Origin of the sequence: Candidatus Manganitrophus morganii (genome assembly GCA_021651055.1) — a bacterium.
Classification (GTDB): Bacteria; Nitrospirota; Nitrospiria; order SBBL01; family Manganitrophaceae; genus Manganitrophus; species Manganitrophus morganii.
This window is the reverse complement of sequence record JAJHOH010000001.1, coordinates 849,192-869,215: the sequence shown is the minus strand read 5'-3', so window position 1 is coordinate 869,215 and position 20,024 is coordinate 849,192. Positions and strand designations below refer to the sequence as shown.

Sequence of the window (20,024 nt, the reverse complement as noted above, 5' to 3'; positions counted from 1 at the left end):
GCTGAAGGGTTAAGATGCAGGGGTAATGGAGTGAAGTATAAGCAGGGTCCGTGGAGATAATCAAGGGGGAGTATAGAGCAGTCCTTCTTCTCGGAGAGGGAAACCAATCGAATGATCGACCTGTCGAACTCTTTTGGGGCGGGACGATATGGTATACTTCGGGTGGTTTCCACGGAGCTTTTTTACAGATGGAGGATCTTCGATGAAGCCGGACATTCAGGAGCGGGTGCGTTTTCTCCGGTCGGTTTCTTTTTTCTCCTCGCTCTCCGAAAAAGACCTCTCCGATATCGCGATCTGGTCGAGCCGGATCTCATATAAAAAGGGCGATGTCATCGTCCGAGAGGGATCTCCGGGAAAGGGTCTCTACATCCTGATTTCCGGGAAAGCCGATGTCTCGGTCAAGGTCGGTTCGGAAAAACGAATCGTCGGCGCCCTTTCCGCAAACGATGTCTTCGGGGAGATGTCGCTGATCGAGGAAACCCCGCGGACAAGCAACGTGATTGCCGCCGGAGAAGCCGAATGCATCTACCTTGACGCGCACATTCTCCGAGAGAAGATGACCTCTCATCCCGCCGTGATGATCAACCTTCTCAAGACCATTTGCCGGAGGCTCCGGACCACTGTCCAAGAGCTCCGGGGGTTCTAAACTTCCCATCCAAAAAGCAAGAGGTCGTTTCCCGCACAACCTGATCTTGTTCTTCCTTCCTCTTGATTGGCTTGCCCCCGCCTGCCTATAATTTAACCATGAATGTGAAATCTCTCGATCATTCGATCCCCTTTCGTCATCCTCCCTTTGAAGAAGGATGGATGAAGCTCTTGTGGGGGCAATTGAATCGGATTCGTCCCGACGGTGAGAGCCTGCGTCGCGCTCTGACCGGTTGGGGAAAAATGGCCATGTGGGGTCTGGTCCCCATTCTGGCGGGGGTTGCCTATCAAGCAAGGGTGAGCGCAAACAATGCCCGACGTTATCCGGCCCCCGGCAGACTGATCGATGTAGGGGGACGCCGTCTTCACCTCCGTGTGATGGGAGAAGGAAAGCCGACGGTGCTTCTGGAGGCGGCCGGATTCGGCTGCTCGGTCGATTATCTCGCGATCCAGTCGGAGATTTCGAAAACGACCCGCGCTTGCACCTACGATCGGGCGGGGATGGGATGGAGCGATCCCTGCGATGCACCGCGCAGCGTTCGTGCGCTCGTGGAAGATTTAAGGACGCTGCTCCGGTGCGCAGAAATCGAACCTCCTTATGTCCTCGTGGGCGGATCCGCCGGGGGACTGATCATTGAGTTCTTCGCGCGAACGTACCCGGAGGAGGTGGTCGGGCTGGTGCTGATCGACGCCCTGGATGGGGAGGTGCTTGCGCGGTTGCCGCGCGCCAGCGCGCACGTAATGAAGATGGTCTCCCTTGGACAAATTTTCGCCCGCTTAGGAGTTCTCCATCTGCTTGATCCTTTCAGTCTAAAAAAGCTGCCGCTGGACGAGGGGAGCATCCGCTCGGTGCTGACCTATCGTGCCGCCGCCTGGGATGCGGCGCGATGCTTTCTGAAGAGTCTCGAGAGAAGCGAAGCCGATCTGCGCGAGGCACCGCCGCTCCGGCCCGATCTGCCGCTTTGCGTCCTGACCCACGGCCTCACCGGCGACCTGCTCGGACCGCGTGGCGATCCTGAATTATTGCAGGAGATCGAACCGATCTGGCAGGCGCAACAGGCCGCCCTGGCACAGCGTTCTTTGAAGGGGAAGCAGATCATTGCGGAGAAAAGCGGCCATCGAATTATTGCGCAGCAACCCGATCTGGTTCTTCATGCGATTCAAGAAGTCATTGAGGCGGCCAAACAGGGTTGAACCTTCAAGAGACTTTCCATTGCTTCGATCTTCATGAAGCATCGATCTAACCGACTAAGCAGGATCATTGCTTTCAGCCATGAGAAGGAGCTTGGCATGCAAAAGCGACCATTGGGGAGAGAGGGTCTGACCGTATCGGCCATCGGCCTTGGCTGCATGGGAATGTCCGAATTCTATGGGCAGAAGGATGATCAAGAATCGATCGGGACGATTCACCGGGCGCTTGATCTCGGGATTAACTTTCTCGACACCGCCGACATGTATGGAGTAGGACACAATGAAACCTTGATCGGGAAGGCGATTGCGGGACGGCGCGATCAAGTCATCATTGCCACCAAGTTTGGGAATGTGCGGGGCCCGAACGGAAGCTTCCTCGGAGTGAACGGTCGGCCGGACTATGTCCGGTCGGCGTGTGAAGCGAGCCTGCGGCGGCTGAACGTGGAGGTGATCGATCTTTATTATCAGCATCGGGTTGACCCGGAGACGCCGATTGAAGAGACCGTCGGCGCGATGGCGGTACTGGTCCGTGAAGGGAAGGTCCGTTATCTGGGGCTGTCTGAGGCGGCCCCGAGCACGATCCGCCGGGCGCAGACCGTTCACCCGATCGCGGCGCTGCAGACCGAATATTCTCTTTGGACCCGCGATCCGGAAGACGAGATCCTTCCGACCTGCCACGCGCTTGGGATCGGTTTTGTCGCTTATAGTCCTCTTGGCCGCGGGTTCCTGAGCGGAAGGATCAAGCGCTTTGAAGATCTGGAGGAAGGGGATTTCCGGCGCCTCTCGCCCCGCTTTCAGGGAGAGAACTTCAAGCGCAACCTCGACCTCGTCCGGCGGATCGAGGAGCTGGCTGTTGAAAAAGGGGTGACCCCTTCGCAGCTGGCGCTGGCGTGGCTGTTGGCGCAGTGGAATGAGATCGTACCCATCCCCGGGACCCGCAAGCGATCCCATCTGGAGGAAAATATCGCGGCGCTCAATATCGAGATGACTTTGGAAGATCTTCTTTCGATTAATGAAGCGGCCCCGCACGGCGGCACGTGGGGGGAGCGTTATCCCGAGCAGGGAATGCGGGCGGTGAATCTATAAAGGGCATTTTCAGAGGACCCGGGCGCCGAGATAACGGCTTCTCCAGTGTGCAAGACGATATCATACTCCCTGCCCCAATCTCTTCCTAAGTAACGCAGTACGGCAGACGAGTACTCCTTTCGGATTACCCCTTTTGGGGGATCGTTATCGGGCTCAAACGTTGATAAGATGAAGTTAGGGTATCTGCTTTCCGGGATTCATATACTGTGAGGTGAGAGAGATGAAACGTCGGGCCAGCTCGGTTCTGATCGGAATCTGGATGATGGGAACACTCCTTTTCCCGCTTTCTCCAGCCAGGGCGGCGGAGGAGGAGAAAGCTGTTCATCCGGTCAGACCGGTTCAATCGGAGCCGGATCTCGATTCCGATCGCGCCCCGGCGGTCGGATCAGAGGACCCCGAGGCCGGGGCCGGCCTCGACGATGTCCTCCAATTTGAGTCCGGAAAGGGCGAGACGCCGCCGGAGCGGGAAGGGGAAGCGCTTCGGTTTCATCAGAATTCCACTTCGGAGCGCTTCGAGAATGCCGATGAGCATGGGGAGCTGGTTCTCTCCTTCTCGGCCGAGGGGGTGGAACTGAAGCTTCGAAGCATCACGGGTGCGGAGGCGCCGGTGGCCGGCGCGAACCGCTCGCCCGAAGAGTGAATGGACTAGATCGGGTCGAGTTTTTCCCCCCAGCAAGGATCGGGAAGACGCGCGAAGGTTTCCCGAAGCCCCTCCGCCCACTGCCTTTTGATTTCGCGAAAGTAGGGATCTTGCTGATCGATGCTCCGGCGGACGTCGACCCGCAGACGGTCGCGCTCGTAGCAGAGCAGATCGATCGGAAGACCGACGGAGATATTGCTTCGAATCGTGGAATCGAAGGAGAGAAGGGCGCACTTGGCCCCTTCGTCCAAAGTACTGCTCCGGGTGATGAGGCGATCGAGAATCGGTTTTCCGTATTTACTCTCTCCGATCTGGAAGTAAGGGGTTTCCGCCGTCGCCTCGATGAAATTCCCGGCCGCGTAGATATTGAACAAACGCGGCTGCTCGCCGCGAATCTGTCCCCCCAAGATGATCGACGCGATGAACTCCTCCCCATGCTGCTTCAGATAGCCGCCGTCAATTTCATAGATCTTCCGTAAAGCGCTTCCGACCAGCCGCGCCGCGGCGAACAGCGACGGCACATTCCAGATCGTCTCGCCGATCTCCGCGGAAGGATCTTCGTCCAAAAGATTGATCACCCCCTGCGTGATCGACAGATTCCCTGCGGCCATTAACACCAGCAGCCGGTCTCCCTGTTTTTCATAGACGGTCATCTTCCGGAAGGTGGCGATATGATCGACACCGGCATTGGTCCGGGAGTCGGAGGCGAAAACCACTCCCGAATCGAGCAACATTCCAACACAATACGTCATCGGGTCTCCATTTAAATGTAAAGGGCTATTGTTGCGCGCTCATGACTTGAACCTGGACGTTCATGGTCTCGTCGCCGCCGCCGAATCGAACGCCGCGCACCGGGCAGGCGTCGAGATAATCCCGCCCGACGGCGAGGCGGAGATGCGCGGCTTCCGCCGGGCTTCCGTTGGAAACGTCAAAACTCAGCCAGCCGATCCGGTCGACCCACGCTTCCGCCCAGGCGTGCATGGCGAGCTCCGGATTCGCTTCGGTGCCGGTGTAAAGATAACCGCTGATATAACGCGCCGGAATGCCGAGGATACGGCAGCAGGCGATGAAGAGATGGCTGTGATCCTGGCAGACGCCGCTTCCCTGCGATAAAACTTCGGCCGCCGTGGTTTGGACCGTGGTGGTTCCCTTTACATACCGGACGGCGGCCCGAATCCGTCCCGCAAGGGAGTGAAGGGCGGCGACCGGATCCGAGGCCGTCCGATCTCGGTCTTCCTCTGAAAAATGGCGGAGGCGCGGATCGGTCGCCGTCAGCGCGGTCTCCCTTAGAAAAATAGGCGGGGAGAGTGTTTCGCCCCGGTCGGGGCCGGGCACCTCCGACATCTCGACGACTCCTTCAACCCCGATCCGGATCTCTTCGTGGGGCTCTTCGACGGTCAACAACTGTGTGAGATTCCCGAAGGCATCCACATATTCCGATGCGGCAGCCGGAAGGTCGAGGCGCCATTTCAGGATCTGCTGCCGCCGGTTTGATCGGGGGGTCAGACGAAGCGTCTGAACGCTGCGCTGGACCGGTGCGCTGTAGCGATACACGGTCTGATGCTTTACCTTCAGGCGCATGCCTCTCCCCGAAATCCCTCGCCTATTTTTGCGCTCAGCCTGCCGAGCGCGCCGGTAAAATCGATCAGATAATCGTGCAGGTGATATTGGAGGGTCTTTCGGATCCGTCCGTCGTGAAGCAGAAAGTGAAGATCTGCGGCAAGCCGCACCGCTTCGGGGCCGATCCCGCCGGAAAGCGGCCGGAGAAGATCGTTGACTCGGTCCATGCAGGCGTGAAGAGAGCAGGGAATCTCCTCCCGTAGAATCAGAAGTTCGGCCACCCGGCCGGGGGTGATCAGATCTCGATAGAGGCGCCGGTAGGCCGCGGCCGCGCCGACCGACCGGAGGATCGCAAGCCATGAATAATAGTCGGCCTCCCGTTTTCCCTGCTGGAGCAGGCAGGCGTACCGGGCCCGGAGGATGCGTATGGTGTGATCGGCCCGTTCGAGGAAGGTTCCCAAATCGATTGGGCGGAGCACCTCCTCCTGACTGAGGGTGCTGTGGAGAATACCGCGGAGGAGATACGTCCCTTCTTTGACCCGTTCCAGGAAAGGGATCACCCCCGCGGAGAGAAGGCGATCCTCATCGACCTCTCTGAGATCGAGCCAGGTCGCGTTTAAGCTCTCCCACATTTCGGGAGAAAGGTTCCCGTTGACGGAGCGGCCGTTTTCCCGCGCCGCCCGCAGAGAAGAAAGAAGGCTCACCGGATTCTCCAGGTCGATGCTCATGAAGCGGAGAACCTTCGCGGCGGAAGGAGAACCGTAACGCGCAAAAAAATCTTCCCGCTGGCCGACCATGGCAAGAAGGCCTTCCCATTCCCGGTCGGCGGAGAGCGCGACTGGCAGAAGCGAGGCCTGATAGGTGACCTCGATGGCGCGCGCGGTGTTCTCCATCCGCTCGATGTAGCGTCCCATCCAGTAAAGGTGGTCGGCGACCCGCAGAAGCATATTTTACTCCTCCAGGACCCAGGTGTCTTTTGTCCCTCCCCCTTGGGAAGAGTTCACGACCAGGGAGCCGTCGCGTAACGCAACACGGGTGAGGCCGCCGGGGACCAAATGAACGGTCCGGCCGCTCAACACGAAGGGGCGAAGATCGACATGCCGGGGCGCGATCCCCTGTTCCACAAAGGTGGGACAGGTCGAAAGGGAGAGGGTCGGCTGGGCGATATAGCTCTCCGGATTGCGAAGAATGCGCTGCCGGAAGAGATCCCGTTCTTTCGCGCTGCTGGCCGGTCCGATGAGCATGCCGTATCCTCCCGAGCCGTGAACCTCTTTCACGACCAACTCGCTCAAATGCGCTAAGACATAAGCGCGTTCTTCCGGATTGCGCAGTTGAAAGGTCGGGACATTTTTCAGAATCGGCTCTTTGCCGAGATAAAAGCGGATCATCTCCGGAACGTAAGCATAGATTGCCTTGTCGTCGGCCACCCCGGTGCCGACGGCGTTGGTGAGGGTGACCCCTCCGGCGCGGTAAACCGAAAGAAGTCCCGGCACCCCCAATGCCGAGTCGGAGCGGAAGGCGAGGGGATCGAGAAAATCTTCATCGATCCGCCGATAGAGAACATCGACCCGGACCGGTCCTTCCATCGTTTTCATGTAAACTTTGTTGTCCCGGACGAACAGATCGGATGCTTCGACGACTTCGATTCCCATCTGCTGCGCGAGAAAGGTATGCTCGAAGTAGGCGCTGTTATAGGGACCGGGTGTGAAAAGCGCCACGGTCGGCTCATCGACCCCTGCCGGGGCGATCGAGCGGAGCGTTTCAAGGAGCAACTCGGGATAATGTTCAACCGGCGCGATGGCGTGACGGCGGATGAGATCGGGGAAGAGTCGGGTCATCATCCGGCGGTTGGCCAGCATATAGGAGACGCCGGAGGGGGTCCGCAGGTTGTCTTCAAGGATGTGAAACTCCCCCTCTCCGGTATGGACCACATCGAGCCCGGCGATGTGAACGTAGAGCCCGCCGGGGAGGTTGATCCCCTGCATTTCGACCCGGTACTGGGGATTGCTGAAGATCATCTCGGCCGGGATGCGCCCCGCCTTGAGAATCTCCTGGCCGTGGTAGAGATCGTGAAGAAAGGCGTTGAGAGCGAGGACCCGCTGGCGGAGGCCGGCCGCCAGGATCTTCCATTCTTTCGCCGGGATGATCCGGGGGATGAGATCGAATGGAATCAACCGCTCGGCGCCGGCGGATTCACCATAAATCGCAAAGGTGATGCCGAGCCGGCGCAAAAGACGTTCCGCTTCGTCCCGTTTCTGTTTCATTTGCGCGGGAGGTACGGTTTGCAGCCAGTCGTTGAAGGAGGCGTAATGCGCTCGAATTATACCGTCCGGCTTGCGCATCTCGTCGATGGCGTGTCGCCGAAGCAGGGTCTGCTCCGAATCCGATACCGTCGCCGTATTTCCAACGGTCCGAGGGAAAGAAAGCCGTTCTGGTTTCATTGCATCCTCCGTATCTGGCGTATCTGGCGTATCTGGTCAATAAAAAAGGCCTCCTCTCCAATACCCACCTCATTATGGGAGAGGACGCCTTGCCCGTCCGGGAATACAACGTTGTATCCGACCTATAAAAAAGCAAGAGCTGTACCCTATTCCAGAATCGGTGTGCAAGCAACGGATGGAATTGTTTTATCATCAAAATTCAGCCGTTCAGCGAAACGGCCCGACGCTGAAACGATGACCTCGGATGACAGAATTGTCTTTTGTCCGACGATTTGAGGCGAAGCGGTGTTTCTCCAGAATGGACGGATGGGAGTCAGACTGGATTTCATTTCCCTCTTGATTCTTGGTGAGAAGGGGAGTAATGAATAAGACTGGTTTGGGGTTCCCTTTTCCGATAAAGAACGGGAAACGATTGGAGTCGGCATGAAGTTCGACGCGGCGGCGATTTTAAACGCGATGAGTGAAGGGGTCTTCGCGGTGAATACCGATAAGAAGGTCATCTTCGCCAATCGGGCGTTGGGGCGGATGTTGTTTCATCATGATGAGGCGGCGGCCGATCTCCAAGCCGTTCAGCAGATTCTCAGCGACAGCATCTTCGTTCCGAAACATGCGGCCCTTCTCGATCGTCTGATGTTCAATCGAGAACGTGTTTCACACTATGAAACGGTTCTAAGAGACCTGAATGGAATGCCGATCCCGGTCCAGATCCATATCGATCTTCTCCTGGATGAAGCGGGGGAGGTGGTCGGCGCCGTGGAGATCGTCCGGAATCTCGCCCCGTTCTCTCCAGAGCCGGGAGAAAAACAGTCGCGACCCTCCGGCCTTCGCTCGCTGGTCGGAAAGAGCAAGAAACTGTTGGAGATGCTCGATCTGGTGGCGTCGGCTTCCGGATCGACCGCGACCGTCCTGCTGGAGGGGGAGAGCGGCACCGGAAAGGAATTGATCGCCCGGGCGATCCATCAGATGGGCCCGCGACGCGAGAAGCCGTTCATCGCCGTGAATTGCGCTTCTCTTCCGGACGAGCTTCTCGAAAGCGAGCTCTTCGGCCATATGAAGGGAGCCTTCACCACGGCGATTTATGATCGCCCCGGCCGATTTGAGCTGGCCGATCATGGGACCCTCTTTCTCGACGAGATCGGCGATATGAGCCCGACGGCGCAGGCAAAGGTGCTTCGGGTCTTGCAGGAGCATGAGTTTGAGCGGGTTGGGGGGACGAAGACGATCCAGGTCGATGTCCGGATTATCGCCGCGACCAATAAGGATCTCACCGAGGAGGTCCGCGCCGGAAAATTTCGGGAGGATCTTTATTATCGTATCCGCGTCTTCCCGATCCGTGTTCCTCCGTTGCGGGAGCGAAAGGATGATATTTTCCCCCTCATCAAACACTTCATGGCGAAGTTCAGCCGCGAGACAGGCAAACAGATCAGCAATATCTCGCCCGAGGCGCTTGAATATCTCCTCTCATACGATTATCCTGGAAATGTGAGGGAATTGGAGAATATGATCGAGCATGCCTTCGTGACCTCGCCCGGGCCGACCTTGTCGATTGAACATCTTCCGAAACCGGTGGCCCCTCTATCAAAGCAAGCAAAGCAAGCCCCCCTTTCCTCTCGGAAGGAGGGGACACTGGCCGATCAAGAGAAAACATTGATGTTGAAGGCGCTCGAGAAAACAGATTGGAATCAGGCAAAGGCCGCTGAGGAATTGGGTATCAGCCGATCGACCCTTTGGCGGCGGCTCAAGGAGTATGGCATCAAAATCCCCAAGTAAATCTCATTCTGAAACTACTCATGTGTCAACCTGAAACACTTGAAACACTTCGAAAGATACTCCTGAAAACATAAGTCATTGATAAAATGTGATTTTTAATTTTTTATTCATTTGGCATCTCCTTTGCTCTAGAGATAGGGCATACAACCTTTTTGAAGGAGGGTGCCATGGAAAATGGATTTTTTGAGTTTGGGTTTTTTGCGTTGGCTGCTTTTGCCTTTGTGAATGTGATTTGGGGAGTAACCATGGATGCCCCGCCGGTTCGGCGAGGGATCACGCATTCTGATTTGAAAGAATTGGAAGCGGGTATCCCGATGGAGGGGGCTGAATTGGTCACCCCAACGCTTAAAGAAAAAATACACGTCGGTTAGTTCCCTCCTTCGGGAGGGCCCCCCACCGGGGTTGGAGCCGAATGAGAGTGCATCGGCTCCAGCCCCGGCCCCTGACGTGGGCATAATCAGAATCCAATCAAGAAACGTTTTTTTATAGAAAGGGAAAGCATTGCTGACCGTATCGACGGCTTCTACCGTCATCAAATCAAAGTCGACTGCTCGGCCGCTGAAGAACCAGGGCGAACCGTTCTCCTGGCTAAAGGGGATGGTCACCAACAAGGTTGATCTCTGGAGGGTCTCGGACAGTCTGAATGTGAATCCCTCGACAGTTCAAAAAATATTGGAGGGGAGTCAGGTTTCGAGAAGCGTCACCAAGAAGATTCACGCCGCCTTTGAACAAGGGGGAGCGCTCGGTGAAAAACGAACACGCCGGAAAAATTTTTCGCCGAACCATTCGACGATCGAGAGGTTGATGGAAGTCTATTCTCTTTATGAGAAAGAAAAAAGTCTCAGGGGGGTCGGAGCGAAGCTCGGATTAAGCTGGGAGCGGGTGCGCCAGTTGTTAAAGAAGGGGGCGGCGATCGGGCTGTTCAAATATGAGCCGCCGAAGGCCCCGCTTCTTTCAAAGGACAAAATATTGAAGGATTACCGCAAATTCCTCAAAATGGCCAAAGTGGCGAAGTCAAACCATGTCTCTGCGAATTATCTCTCAAAGCAGATCACGCTTCTGGGAATCTCCGACGAAGAACTCGAGGCGGTCCGGACGGAGGGTCGTAAACTACAAAGCATCAAACAGTACGACACCCTCGTTCGGAAACGGGGCGTCCATCCGACGACTACCGAATTGAGTCGATCGAAAGCAACCCGATCACTCGCGTTCAACATCAGAAGGTCGTGGGGATCGCTGGAGGCGTTTCGGAAGGAACGGAATATTGTCCCCGGCAGGCCGGTTCAGAAGACGAATGTAAAAGAAGAAGCGCCGGTTTTGGCGGGGGTGTAGGGTCGGTAAATAAGATAGAAGGGTAAAAAAAACACGCGGAGATCGAATCTCTCCGCGTGTTTTTTATTGCTGTTTTCTTATTTTCGCTCTTCGGCCCGTTTCGCTTGGTAGGCTTTGATCAGCTCATCGGAGATCTGTCTCGGCACCGGGGCGTATTTGAGGAATTCCATGGTGAATTCTCCTTTTCCCTGGGTGCCGCTGCGCAGATCGGTCGAGAAGCCGAACATCGCGGAGAGGGGAACCTCGGCCTCGATCTGGACGAAGCTGTCGTTGCTCTGCGTTCCGGTGATAATCCCGCGCCGCTGATTGATCAGACCCATGACGCCCCCCTGAAATTCGGTCGGCGCTTCACATCCGAGCTTCATGATCGGCTCCAGGATGACCGGTCTTCCCTGGGGATACGCCTCGCGGAACGCCGCCATGGCGCAGATCTTAAAGGCCATTTCGGAGGAGTCGACCGGGTGGGAGGCGCCGTCATTGATGACGACCCGGACCCCGACCACCGGGAATCCGATCAATGTGCCGGTCTTGACCTGCTCGCGGAAACCCTTTTCGCAAGCCGGGATGAATTCACGGGGAATGGAACCCCCCTTGATATCATCGACGAACTCGAACGTTTCGACCGCGTCGGCTGGAAGCGGTTCAATGTAGCCGCCGATCTTGGCGAACTGGCCGGAGCCGCCGGTCTGTTTCTTGTGGGTGTAGACGAAGTCGGCCCGTTGTGAGACCGTCTCCCGATAGGCGACCTGCGGTTGACCGTTTTGGACCTCGCAGCCGTACTCCCGCTTGATCCGCTCCATATAAATGTCGAGGTGCAACTCGCCCATTCCGGAAATGATCGTCTGGGCGCTCTCCTCGTCCCGGTGCACCCGGAAGGTCGGATCTTCACGCGTAAAGCGGTTGAGCGCTTTGGAGAAATTTCCGGCGCCGGCCTTGTCCTTCGGCCACACGGCCAGGGAGATGACCGCATCGGGAACGTGCATCGAGGTCATCGTGTATCGGACGGTTCCATCGGTGAAAGTGTCGCCGGAGGCGCAATCGACGCCGAACATGGCAGCGATATCACCCGCCTCGGCGCTGTCGATATCGTTCATCTCATCGGCATGCATCCGGACCAAACGGGAGACGCGGATCTTCTTCCCATTCGTCGAGTTGTGAATGACATCTCCCTTGCTGAGCTTGCCCTGGTAGAGGCGGGTATACGTCAACTGTCCGTACCGCCCATCTTCGAGCTTAAAGGCCAACATCACCAGCGGTTTGTCCGAACGGCTCTCGAGAATGACCTTCGCCTCATTATTGTCCTGATCATGAGCCACATTGGTGACCTCGGTCGGATCGGGGAGATAGTAGCCGATCCCATCGAGGAGCAGCTGAACCCCTTTATTTTTGAAGGCGGATCCCATCATGACCGGGATGAATTGAAGGGCGATCGTCGATTTCCGGATTGCCTTTCGGAGCTCTTCGGTCGAGACCGGCTTTTCTTCCAAGAATTTCTCGGCAATGGCATCGTCAAAATCAGCCATCGCTTCGATCAGGTCATGGCGCAGGCTTTCGGCCCGCTCTTTGAGCGCCTCCGGGATCGCTTCTTCCCGAATATTCTCGCCGTTGTCGCCGTCGAAGTAATAGGCTTTCATATTGGTCAGATCGATCGTTCCTTGATAATCCTGTTCGGCGCCGATCGGCATTGAGATGGCATGGGCGTTATGGCCCAGCTTCTCCCGCAGCTGCTTGATCACGCGGAACGGATCCGCTCCAGATCGATCCAGCTTGTTGATGAAGGCGATCCGCGGAATCTTGTACCGGCGCATTTGCCGGTCGACGGTAATCGACTGGCTCTGCACGCCGGAGACGCCGCAGAGAACCAGGATCGCCGCGTCCAACACCCGAAGCGCCCGTTCCACCTCGATCGTGAAATCGACGTGGCCCGGCGTATCGATGATGTTGATGACATTGTCCTTCCAGGTGCAATAGGTGGCGGCCGACTGGATGGTGATCCCCTTCTCCCGCTCGAGTTCCATGGAGTCCATCTTCGCGCCGACGCCCGATTTTCCCCGGACCTCTTCAATTCGATGGATCTTCCCGGTGTAATAAAGTATCCGTTCTGTCAGAGTCGTCTTACCGGAATCAATATGCGCTGAAATGCCGATATTTCGAACTTGACTGATGCTTGCCATGATTGCTCCTCACATGAAACACCCCGCCGGAACAGAATCCGGCGGGGTGCCCTTGGGTCAAAAAGGTTTCTGTCTTAGGAAACGAGTTTGACGTTGGTGGCTTGCGGCCCTTTTTGGCCTTGGGTCACTTCGAATTCCACCGCGTTTCCCTCTTCGAGGGAGCGGTAGCCGTCGCCCACAATCGCGGTAAAGTGGACGAAGACATCGCCTTGTCCATCTTCACGTGTGATAAACCCATAGCCCTTGCTGCCGTTAAACCACTTCACGGTTCCTTTGATCATTTCGGTGTTTCTCCAACTGGTGTTATTATGCCAGCCATTCGCTGACGGAACGCCCATTGCTCCTTCAGTGTCAGTAAGCCTCTAAATAAAAAAGCCGCAGCGTGTTGTAAAAGGCTGCAGCTTCCGATGGATTCTGTTCAACTTTTACAATGGACTGCCTCTTATATATCATAACGAGCCGATTGCGTCAATAGGAAATTCGGTCGCGTCGCGACGCAGGGAGACGCATGCATCTCCCCACCTTTCAATCATATCCGTAACGCGCGAGGATCTCTTCATCGAACCCGAAATAGTGGGCGATCTCGTGGACCAGCGTGATTTCAATCTCCCGGATGAGCTCTTCCGGGTCGGGAAAATCTTCCTCAAGCGGTTTGCGGTAAAGGTAGATTACGTCCGGGAGCATTCCGGAGTCATCGACGGTCCGCTCCGGAAGCGGGATTCCCTGATAAAAACCGTAGAGGGCTCCCTCCGGATCATCGTCGATCAGGTCCTCGGCCTCCGGACCGGGCCGATCCTCGATGAGAATGGCGATGTTTTTCATCGCCGCCTGAAACTCGGACGGAATCCGGTCGATTGCTTTTCGGACAAGCCCTTCAAACGATTTCTTTGTCACGAGATCCTCAATTGAGTTTTTAAAAAATCCCCGATCAGTTGGATCTCCTCCGGAATGACTTGGTGTCCCATCGGATACTCCTCCAATCGAGGCTGATATCCTTCCCTTACGAGGACCGTGTGTGCTTTTCGGGATCCGTTCACCGGAACCACCTCATCCATCGTCCCATGCACGAGGAGGATCGGTGTCTTTACAGATTCGGATGATTTCTCGGCGGCGAGCATTTCTGGAGAGGCAAGATAACCGCTGAGCGCAATGATCGCCGCAAGCGGTTGGGGATAACGAAGGCCGACGTCGAGACTCATCACCGCCCCCTGTGAAAAACCGATCAACGCGATCCGGTCGGAGGGGATTCCCTCCCGGGTGATCAGTTGGTCGAGCAGATCGAAGAGCAAACGGCGGCTTTCCAAAATTCCCGATTGACCCTGCGGCGGGGAGGTGTACCACATCCGTCCGCCGAAGTCGTCGGGAAAGGGGAATGGAGCGTCGGGGAAAATCCAGTGAATTCCGGGAAGCGCGATCTCATCGGCCAACGGCATCAGATCTTCCCCGGTGGTGCCGCGGCCGTGCAATGTGATCACGCATCCTTCAAACCTCCCTGAGGGGGTTTTCTCGTGCCGTTCAAGGCGGTTCGGCATGGTGTCCTTTTCCTCTCGTGCTTGAATCGATCTTAATCCCGGACTATACTCGAACGAAGCGCTCCATCGTCCGCCGCGTCGAGTTCTCCTCAAAGACGATATCAGGACGGGCCTTTCATTTCAATTGAGAATTTCCCCGGAGGTGGAACATCGGTTTTTATTCGCGCGTCATTTTCCCAAGGCTCCTTGATTTCGCGATGCGCCGGGACGATCTATCCGAATTGAGGCATACCCTTCTCGCCGATCTGCGCGGGGAGGTTCTGGAGATCGGATTCGGCACGGGGCTGAATCTCCCGCATTATCCGCCGGGGGTAAAGAAGCTCACGACGGTCGATCCCAATCCCGGCATGAGCGCTCCGGCAAAGAAGCGGATCGCCGCTTCGCCGATTCCGGTGGAGAGCCGGCTGCTCGATGCCGAACGGCTTCCGTTTCCGGACGGCTCATTCGATGCCGCCGTCAGCACCTGGACCCTCTGCAGCATCACAAATATCGATCAGGCGCTTCACGAGGTTCATCGGGTTTTGAAGCCGGGCGGGCGCTTCTTCTTCCTTGAACATGGCCTTAGTGATGAATCAAAAATTCAGAAATGGCAGCATCGATTCACCCCCTTGAGCAAGACGTTCGCGGACGGCTGCCATTTGAATCGAGAGATTCAGCTCCTCATTGGAAAATACTTTAAGGTCGTCCGGCTCGATCGGTTTTATCTGGCGGGGGCGCCGAAAATCGCCGGTTATTTCTATCGGGGGACGGCTGAGAGGATGTAACGTGTGCCGGTGGCTTAACGAAGATCCGAGAGCAACTCGAGGATGGCCCGCGTGGCGGGGGATTTGTTCAGGGTATAGAAATGAATTCCGGGGGCCCCTTTGCTCAGAAGCTCTCGGCATTGCGTCACCGCGTGGCGGATGCCGTGCGCCATCACGGCCGCCGGATCTTCCTGAACGGCTTCCAGTTCGCATAAGAAGGAGGCGGGGATCGACGCGCCGCACATTTCCGTGAAGCGCTTCACCTGGCCGACGTTGGTGATCGGCATGATGCCGGGGAGGATGGGGACGCGGATTCCGATCGCCCGGGCCCGTTTTACAAAATCAAAATAACATCGGTTGTCGAAGAAGAGCTGCGTGATGACGAAATCCAACCCGGTCTCGATTTTCTTCTTCAGGTTCGCCAAATCCTTTTCGAGATCGCGGCACTCGACGTGCCCTTCCGGGTAACAGGCCCCCCCCACGGCGAAATCATTGCGCTTTCGGATGTAAGCCACCAATTCGTGCGCGTAGGAGAACCCATCGGCGGGGCGGTTAAAGGTTGCCTCCCCTTTCGGCGGATCGCCCCGAAGGGCCAGCACATTCTCAATGCCTGCCTCTTTCAGCTGGCTTAGAACCCGATCAATCTCGTCCCGGTCCGATCCGACGCAGGTGAGATGCGCCATCGCCTCGACGCCGTGTTCTCCCTTGATCCGCTTGACCACCTCGACCGTTCGCTGGCGGTTGCTTCCCCCTGCGCCATAGGTGACGGAGACAAACGCCGGCGCGAGCGCCTTCAATTCGCCGATGGTCCGGAAAAGATGTTCCACCCCTTCTTCCGTTTTCGGCGGAAAGAACTCGAATGAGAAAATCGGACGGCCCGATTCAAAATAAGCTGGGATTTTCACCTGATAAACCACTCCGAAAGCATTGTTATTATCTTAAACGAAGATTCGAAAAACTGGAAGAAAAAAATGGGAAGTCAGTTGAGCGGGATCAGACGGATACCGGGCTCCTTCGATTCCGGATGATGAAATTTGAATCCGCCCGGTTCCTGATAATCGAGCGTCACCCCGTCCATCCGGCGGGCGCTTTTGGCTTCAATCGCAACGGTCAGGCCGTCGTAATCTTGGACCTCATCTTCTGCTTCGGGGGTTGAGACGAGGACGATTCTAAAAAGGAGCCGGCCGTCGTCACGGTTGTTTACCGTCAGGCGAATGACGGCATCGGACGGATGCTCGACGATGAGCGCGTTCAATTTTTTCCGTGCTTCGGGGGTGATTTGAATCATCGATTTCTGAGTCCGATTATGATGAGCAGCTGACTTCTATTCCCTTTGCCCAATCCGGCGGCGGGGCGGCGTAATGATTTTGATCCGGCTGCTCATCGAAGGGGCGCTTGAGGAGTGTCAGCAGCCGCCCAATTTCGGTGTAGTCCCGTTCCCGTGTCGCCTTCCGGATGGCGGTCTCGGCCAAATAGTTGCGAAGGATATATTGGGGGTTGATCCGATCCATCGCGTTTTTTCGCTCTTCATCCCGCGCGCCATCGGCAAGCAATCGGGCCCGGTAACGTTCGGCCCAGGCATCGAAGGCCGCCGCATCGATGAACCGATCCCGAAGATCGGCGTTCTTCTCACCCGGGGCTTGCTTGAAGTTTCCGAGCGCTCGGAAGAAGTTCGTATAGTCGATATGGTTGTTCTGAAGGAGCCCGAGAAGGTCGATCAAGAGGGGAGCGTCTCCGTTCTGAAACGCTTTTAGTCCCAATTTCCGGGCCATCAATGTAATATAGTGCGCATTAAAGACCGGCTCGTATTGGTCGAGTGCCTCTGTCAGCGCTTCTTTCGAGATCAGCGGCGAGAGGGCCTGCGCCAGGGCGCTTAAGTTCCAAAGGCCGATCTGCGGCTGGCGGTTAAATGCATACCGGCCGATGTGATCGGAATGATTGCAGACAAAACCCGGCTCATACGCCTCCACGAATCCAAAGGGACCGTAATCGAATGTGAGACCCAGGATCGACATGTTGTCGGTGTTCATCACCCCGTGGGCGAATCCGACCGCCTGCCACTCGGCCATCAACCGCGCCGTCCGAAAGACCACCTCCGTCAGAAAGAGAGCGTGCTTCTCCTTTTTTTCCGCCAATTCGGGGAAGTGATGGGCAATGACATCATCGGCGAGGGTCTGGAGATGCTCGTGCTGGCGGCGGTAATAAAAAATCTGGAACGAGCCGAAACGGACATGGGAGGGGGCGAGGCGCAGCAAAACCGCGGCGGTCTCCACCGTCTCCCGGAAGATCTTCTGATCGCTCCCGACAATGGAGAGGGCGCGCGTGGTCGGAATGCCAAGCCCATGCATCGCCTCACTGCAGAGATATTCGCGAATGGTGGAGCGGAGAACGGCGCGGCCGTCGCCGTCGCGGGAGTAGGGGGTGCGGCCGGCCCCCTTCAATTGCAGCTCCCACCGCTCCCCGGATCGGGTTCGAACTTCGCCGAGGAGGATCGCCCGTCCATCTCCCAACTGCGGGACATAGACGCCGAACTGGTGGCCGGAGTAGAGCATCGCGAGCGGCTCGCTCCCCGGGAGAAGCTGATTGCCCGCAAAATAGCCGACGAACTCCGGACGCGCCCCTTCCTGGGGATCAAGCTCGATCAACCCCGCCGCATCCGCATTGAAGTGGACGAGGTAGGGGTCGGGGAGCGGCGTCGGAGAGAGGCGGGAGTAGAACGCGGCGGGAAGGCGCGCGAAGGAATTATCAAAGCGGAGTGTTTCGAGTTTTCTCATGAAATCCTAAAGCGATGATCAAAAAATCATTATACATCAGCAGCGGGACGGTTTGTAAAGATCGATTTCTTCCGTATTCCTCCAAGCGATCTTTATCGTGAGCGGCCTGGGAAGGTCTTTACCATCGGAGAATAAAGAGGGGAAACTCGAACCGAAGTGTTGGAGGCGGGATAGATGGAGCATTGATTCGAAAATCAGGATAGGTTTCGGGAGTCTCATTTTTCCCTTCGCGGTTTATTTCAGCCAGCGCGGTGGACGGATTGGTTTCAGGTGAAGGGGATTCCGGCCGACCCTTGCCGACACGCTGGTTGTATCCGATGTTGAAGGAGGCGATCCCGGTCCCAACCACGATCGCCGTACCGACGCTGACGCCGACATAGACCCTTGTTTCGCCGGCATGAGAAGTCGAGGGCGAAAGGAGCAGGGTCAATCCGATTAGAAATACAACGGGCACCTGTTTCATGGAGATTTCCTGATCGATGTGAACACGCACGCGCGTCGCATTCCTCGCAGCTTGCTGCGAAGGTTAGACGCGCGAATACAAATAGAGTTTTTCCATCCTTTCGGGTCGAAGATTCCCCGCAGCTTGCTGCGGGGAGCTTCAATCGGGATGAGCTTGTTCCGGTCTTTGATTTTACTCGCCCCGTTCCTGATAAATCTCAAAATAAGCGTCGATGCTTTCGTGAAGTTGCCTTCGGATTTCCGCCAGGCTTCCATTCATCACATGCAGCGGCATTTCCCCCTCGGTCCCATCGGGGAGGGTGACCGGAACATGCGGATGCACCTGCTCCGGAGCGGTTCCGGGGTCGAGCCGAATTCCGTACGTGAGGGTGTACTCCGGTTTGACGATTTTCAGCTTTCTCTTTCCGTTCTCTTTTTTATCGGCCATCTCGGGAAGGTCCTTCCGTTCGTGGGGGACGCCTCTGCTCCCCGCAATTACCCCAGGTAGAAGATCTGCTCCAAATCATACGGGATTCGAATCGATCTTGTCTACTCCGGCAGCTTCGGCGGGGTGATGTTGATCGGCTCGCCGGTGAGGGATTTGAGGAATTCGACCAGCGCCTTTTTGTCCTGATCGGTCAGAAGGCTCAGAGGGGTGAGCAGCGGATGGCGGGGGGAGGTGGTCGGCTCCGCCTTGACGTAGAATTCGACCACCTCTTCCAGCGTCGCGAAGATGCCGTTGTGCATGTAAGGCGCGGTCTGGGCGATGTTGCGGAGGGTCGGCGTCTTGAAGTGCTCCTTCTCCGCCTCGTCCTGGGTGATCGCGTAGCGGCCGATGTCGTTGGGGATTCCCTCTCGTTTCGGCAGGCCGAGCGGATGAAATTTGTTGTCGGTAAAATTCGGTCCGTTGTGGCAGGTGACGCATTTTCCTTTTTCGTTAAAGACTCGGATGCCGTGCTGTTCGGTCGGGGTCAATGCGTTATCATCCCCCGCCATAAATCGGTCAAAGGGAGAGTTGTTGGAGAGAATCGTCCGCTCGAAGGCGGCGATCGCTTGCGCGATGCCGTCGGCTGTCACCCCGGTTCCGAAAACTTTTTTAAAGGCTTCGATATATCCGGGAACACCGTTCAGCTTTTGCACAAGGCGGTTTAAATCTTCCCCCATTTCGATCGGATTTTGGATCGGACCCAACGCCTGTTCCTCGAGCGATCCTGCGCGGCCGTCCCAGAAGTGCGTCTTATTATAAGCGACGTTGAAGATTGTCGGCGCGTTCCGGTTCCCCTTCTGTCCGCCGATGCCGACCGATACCGGCCGGGCATCCGAGAAGCCATGTTCCGGGTTGTGGCAGGTGGCGCAGGAGACGGTGTTATCCCGCGAGAGCCGCGGATCGAAGAAGAGCATCTTCCCCAATTCTATCTTAGCCGGGGTTTGGAGATTGTAGGGGGGGATCGACGGCGCAAGGAGCGGATGAAGATGAAACGGCGGATTCGGAAGGGTATCGAAGAGGGTCTCCGGAGGATACTTGTTGCTCTTCTTCGGGCGGGCCTGAAGCGGGGCCTCCCATCCCAGGAAGAAAACCATAAAAATGATGAACCCGAAAGTGATCCAATGGTATCTTCTCTTCTTCACACGATCCTCCTCAACAAGAAAGCGGGCCGATTATAGGGGGCGGTTTAGCTTCTTGTCAAGGTGGAA

General features: G+C 56.6%; 22 protein-coding genes. 8 read left to right on the top strand and 14 right to left on the bottom strand.

Translation table 11 applies throughout. The features are described 5' to 3' along the window. The first annotated feature begins 202 nt into the window (after positions 1-202). The 4 genes from MCM46_03940 to MCM46_03925 all read left to right on the top strand — a co-directional run bounded on the left by MCM46_03940 (position 203) and on the right by MCM46_03925 (position 3,562). Positions 203-646 (top strand): cyclic nucleotide-binding domain-containing protein, encoded by a 444-nt coding sequence (locus tag MCM46_03940; protein ID MCG3110956.1) that lies wholly within the window; start codon positions 203-205, stop codon positions 644-646. Between the two features lie 161 nt (positions 647-807). Beyond that, entirely contained in the window at positions 808-1,839 is a 1,032-nt protein-coding gene (locus MCM46_03935; protein ID MCG3110955.1) for an alpha/beta hydrolase, read from the top strand. Between the two features lie 96 nt (positions 1,840-1,935). Beyond that, positions 1,936-2,922, top strand: a complete 987-nt coding sequence (locus tag MCM46_03930; GenBank protein ID MCG3110954.1) for an aldo/keto reductase — start codon at positions 1,936-1,938, stop codon at positions 2,920-2,922. A 220-nt stretch (positions 2,923-3,142) separates the two neighbouring features. Continuing rightward, positions 3,143-3,562 carry a hypothetical protein gene (locus MCM46_03925; GenBank protein ID MCG3110953.1) on the top strand — a complete coding sequence of 140 codons (420 nt, stop codon included), beginning with the start codon at positions 3,143-3,145 and terminating at the stop codon, positions 3,560-3,562. Between the two features lie 5 nt (positions 3,563-3,567). On the opposite strand, the gene MCM46_03920 is transcribed toward MCM46_03925, so the two are convergent. From MCM46_03920 to MCM46_03905, 4 genes are read right to left on the bottom strand one after another with little or no spacing between them, the layout of a single operon-like run. Beyond that, positions 3,568-4,314 (bottom strand): peptidase, encoded by a 747-nt coding sequence (locus MCM46_03920; GenBank protein ID MCG3110952.1) that lies wholly within the window; start codon positions 4,312-4,314, stop codon positions 3,568-3,570. A gap of 25 nt (positions 4,315-4,339) precedes the next feature. After that, complete coding sequence (locus MCM46_03915) at positions 4,340-5,143, bottom strand: transglutaminase family protein (GenBank protein ID MCG3110951.1); 804 nt, start codon at positions 5,141-5,143, stop codon at positions 4,340-4,342. After that, positions 5,134-6,069, bottom strand: a complete 936-nt coding sequence (locus MCM46_03910) for an alpha-E domain-containing protein (protein MCG3110950.1) — start codon at positions 6,067-6,069, stop codon at positions 5,134-5,136. The genes MCM46_03915 and MCM46_03910 overlap by 10 nt, the downstream gene beginning before the upstream one ends. Before the next feature lie 3 nt (positions 6,070-6,072). Next, complete coding sequence (locus tag MCM46_03905; protein ID MCG3110949.1) at positions 6,073-7,563, bottom strand: circularly permuted type 2 ATP-grasp protein; 1,491 nt, start codon at positions 7,561-7,563, stop codon at positions 6,073-6,075. Positions 7,564-7,986: 423 nt separating this feature from the next. Between MCM46_03905 and MCM46_03900 the strand changes: the two genes are divergently transcribed. The 3 genes from MCM46_03900 (at position 7,987) to MCM46_03890 (ending at position 10,665) form a co-directional block, all read left to right on the top strand. Then, the gene (locus MCM46_03900; protein MCG3110948.1) at positions 7,987-9,333 is read left to right on the top strand and encodes a sigma 54-interacting transcriptional regulator; all 1,347 of its coding nucleotides are present in this window, start codon (positions 7,987-7,989) and stop codon (positions 9,331-9,333) included. Between the two features lie 167 nt (positions 9,334-9,500). After that, positions 9,501-9,704, top strand: coding sequence for a hypothetical protein (locus MCM46_03895; GenBank protein MCG3110947.1), 204 nt, complete (start codon positions 9,501-9,503; stop codon positions 9,702-9,704). Positions 9,705-9,834: 130 nt separating this feature from the next. Next, positions 9,835-10,665, top strand: a complete 831-nt coding sequence (locus MCM46_03890) for a hypothetical protein (protein ID MCG3110946.1) — start codon at positions 9,835-9,837, stop codon at positions 10,663-10,665. Positions 10,666-10,742: 77 nt separating this feature from the next. On the opposite strand, the gene fusA is transcribed toward MCM46_03890, so the two are convergent. The 4 genes from fusA to MCM46_03870 form a co-directional block, all read right to left on the bottom strand. Then, positions 10,743-12,839, bottom strand: coding sequence for an elongation factor G (gene fusA / locus MCM46_03885; GenBank protein ID MCG3110945.1), 2,097 nt, complete (start codon positions 12,837-12,839; stop codon positions 10,743-10,745). A 74-nt stretch (positions 12,840-12,913) separates the two neighbouring features. Then, positions 12,914-13,120: a cold shock domain-containing protein gene (locus tag MCM46_03880; protein MCG3110944.1), complete on the bottom strand. Its 207-nt coding sequence runs from the start codon at positions 13,118-13,120 to the stop codon at positions 12,914-12,916. 244 nt (positions 13,121-13,364) lie between these two features. Continuing rightward, on the bottom strand, positions 13,365-13,733 hold the full coding sequence (locus MCM46_03875) for a metallopeptidase family protein (protein ID MCG3110943.1): 369 nt from the start codon (positions 13,731-13,733) through the stop codon (positions 13,365-13,367). After that, on the bottom strand, positions 13,730-14,371 hold the full coding sequence (locus MCM46_03870) for a dienelactone hydrolase family protein (GenBank protein ID MCG3110942.1): 642 nt from the start codon (positions 14,369-14,371) through the stop codon (positions 13,730-13,732). The genes MCM46_03875 and MCM46_03870 overlap by 4 nt, the downstream gene beginning before the upstream one ends. Before the next feature lie 197 nt (positions 14,372-14,568). Between MCM46_03870 and MCM46_03865 the strand changes: the two genes are divergently transcribed. Continuing rightward, on the top strand, positions 14,569-15,135 hold the full coding sequence (locus MCM46_03865) for a class I SAM-dependent methyltransferase (protein MCG3110941.1): 567 nt from the start codon (positions 14,569-14,571) through the stop codon (positions 15,133-15,135). Positions 15,136-15,149: 14 nt separating this feature from the next. On the opposite strand, the gene metF is transcribed toward MCM46_03865, so the two are convergent. From metF to MCM46_03835, 6 genes are all read right to left on the bottom strand, one after another. After that, complete coding sequence (gene metF / locus MCM46_03860) at positions 15,150-16,019, bottom strand: methylenetetrahydrofolate reductase [NAD(P)H] (protein MCG3110940.1); 870 nt, start codon at positions 16,017-16,019, stop codon at positions 15,150-15,152. A gap of 74 nt (positions 16,020-16,093) precedes the next feature. Continuing rightward, on the bottom strand, positions 16,094-16,402 hold the full coding sequence (locus MCM46_03855) for a hypothetical protein (protein MCG3110939.1): 309 nt from the start codon (positions 16,400-16,402) through the stop codon (positions 16,094-16,096). 16 nt (positions 16,403-16,418) lie between these two features. Further along, the gene (locus MCM46_03850; GenBank protein MCG3110938.1) at positions 16,419-17,888 is read right to left on the bottom strand and encodes a YdiU family protein; all 1,470 of its coding nucleotides are present in this window, start codon (positions 17,886-17,888) and stop codon (positions 16,419-16,421) included. A gap of 118 nt (positions 17,889-18,006) precedes the next feature. Then, positions 18,007-18,351, bottom strand: coding sequence for a hypothetical protein (locus MCM46_03845; GenBank protein ID MCG3110937.1), 345 nt, complete (start codon positions 18,349-18,351; stop codon positions 18,007-18,009). A 171-nt stretch (positions 18,352-18,522) separates the two neighbouring features. Continuing rightward, on the bottom strand, positions 18,523-18,777 hold the full coding sequence (locus tag MCM46_03840) for a hypothetical protein (protein MCG3110936.1): 255 nt from the start codon (positions 18,775-18,777) through the stop codon (positions 18,523-18,525). Between the two features lie 101 nt (positions 18,778-18,878). Then, positions 18,879-19,958, bottom strand: a complete 1,080-nt coding sequence (locus MCM46_03835) for a cytochrome-c peroxidase (GenBank protein ID MCG3110935.1) — start codon at positions 19,956-19,958, stop codon at positions 18,879-18,881. Positions 19,959-20,024: the final 66 nt, after the last annotated feature.

Bases quoted from the DNA above. Each gene is read 5' to 3' on its own strand.
- MCM46_03865 (MCG3110941.1), top strand. From the start codon at position 14,569: ATGCGCCGGGACGATCTATCCGAATTGAGGCATACCCTTCTCGCCGAT.
- MCM46_03845 (MCG3110937.1), bottom strand. From the start codon at position 18,351: ATGAAACAGGTGCCCGTTGTATTTCTAATCGGATTGACCCTGCTCCTT.
- MCM46_03930 (MCG3110954.1), top strand. From the start codon at position 1,936: ATGCAAAAGCGACCATTGGGGAGAGAGGGTCTGACCGTATCGGCCATC.
- MCM46_03855 (MCG3110939.1), bottom strand. From the start codon at position 16,402: ATGATTCAAATCACCCCCGAAGCACGGAAAAAATTGAACGCGCTCATC.
- MCM46_03925 (MCG3110953.1), top strand. From the start codon at position 3,143: ATGAAACGTCGGGCCAGCTCGGTTCTGATCGGAATCTGGATGATGGGA.
- MCM46_03850 (MCG3110938.1), bottom strand. From the start codon at position 17,888: ATGAGAAAACTCGAAACACTCCGCTTTGATAATTCCTTCGCGCGCCTT.
- MCM46_03840 (MCG3110936.1), bottom strand. From the start codon at position 18,777: ATGGCCGATAAAAAAGAGAACGGAAAGAGAAAGCTGAAAATCGTCAAA.
- MCM46_03940 (MCG3110956.1), top strand. From the start codon at position 203: ATGAAGCCGGACATTCAGGAGCGGGTGCGTTTTCTCCGGTCGGTTTCT.
- MCM46_03880 (MCG3110944.1), bottom strand. From the start codon at position 13,120: ATGATCAAAGGAACCGTGAAGTGGTTTAACGGCAGCAAGGGCTATGGG.
- MCM46_03910 (MCG3110950.1), bottom strand. From the start codon at position 6,069: ATGCTTCTGCGGGTCGCCGACCACCTTTACTGGATGGGACGCTACATC.
- MCM46_03905 (MCG3110949.1), bottom strand. From the start codon at position 7,563: ATGAAACCAGAACGGCTTTCTTTCCCTCGGACCGTTGGAAATACGGCG.
- fusA (MCG3110945.1), bottom strand. From the start codon at position 12,839: ATGGCAAGCATCAGTCAAGTTCGAAATATCGGCATTTCAGCGCATATT.
- MCM46_03895 (MCG3110947.1), top strand. From the start codon at position 9,501: ATGGAAAATGGATTTTTTGAGTTTGGGTTTTTTGCGTTGGCTGCTTTT.
- MCM46_03900 (MCG3110948.1), top strand. From the start codon at position 7,987: ATGAAGTTCGACGCGGCGGCGATTTTAAACGCGATGAGTGAAGGGGTC.
- MCM46_03920 (MCG3110952.1), bottom strand. From the start codon at position 4,314: ATGACGTATTGTGTTGGAATGTTGCTCGATTCGGGAGTGGTTTTCGCC.
- MCM46_03915 (MCG3110951.1), bottom strand. From the start codon at position 5,143: ATGCGCCTGAAGGTAAAGCATCAGACCGTGTATCGCTACAGCGCACCG.
- MCM46_03870 (MCG3110942.1), bottom strand. From the start codon at position 14,371: ATGCCGAACCGCCTTGAACGGCACGAGAAAACCCCCTCAGGGAGGTTT.
- MCM46_03935 (MCG3110955.1), top strand. From the start codon at position 808: ATGAAGCTCTTGTGGGGGCAATTGAATCGGATTCGTCCCGACGGTGAG.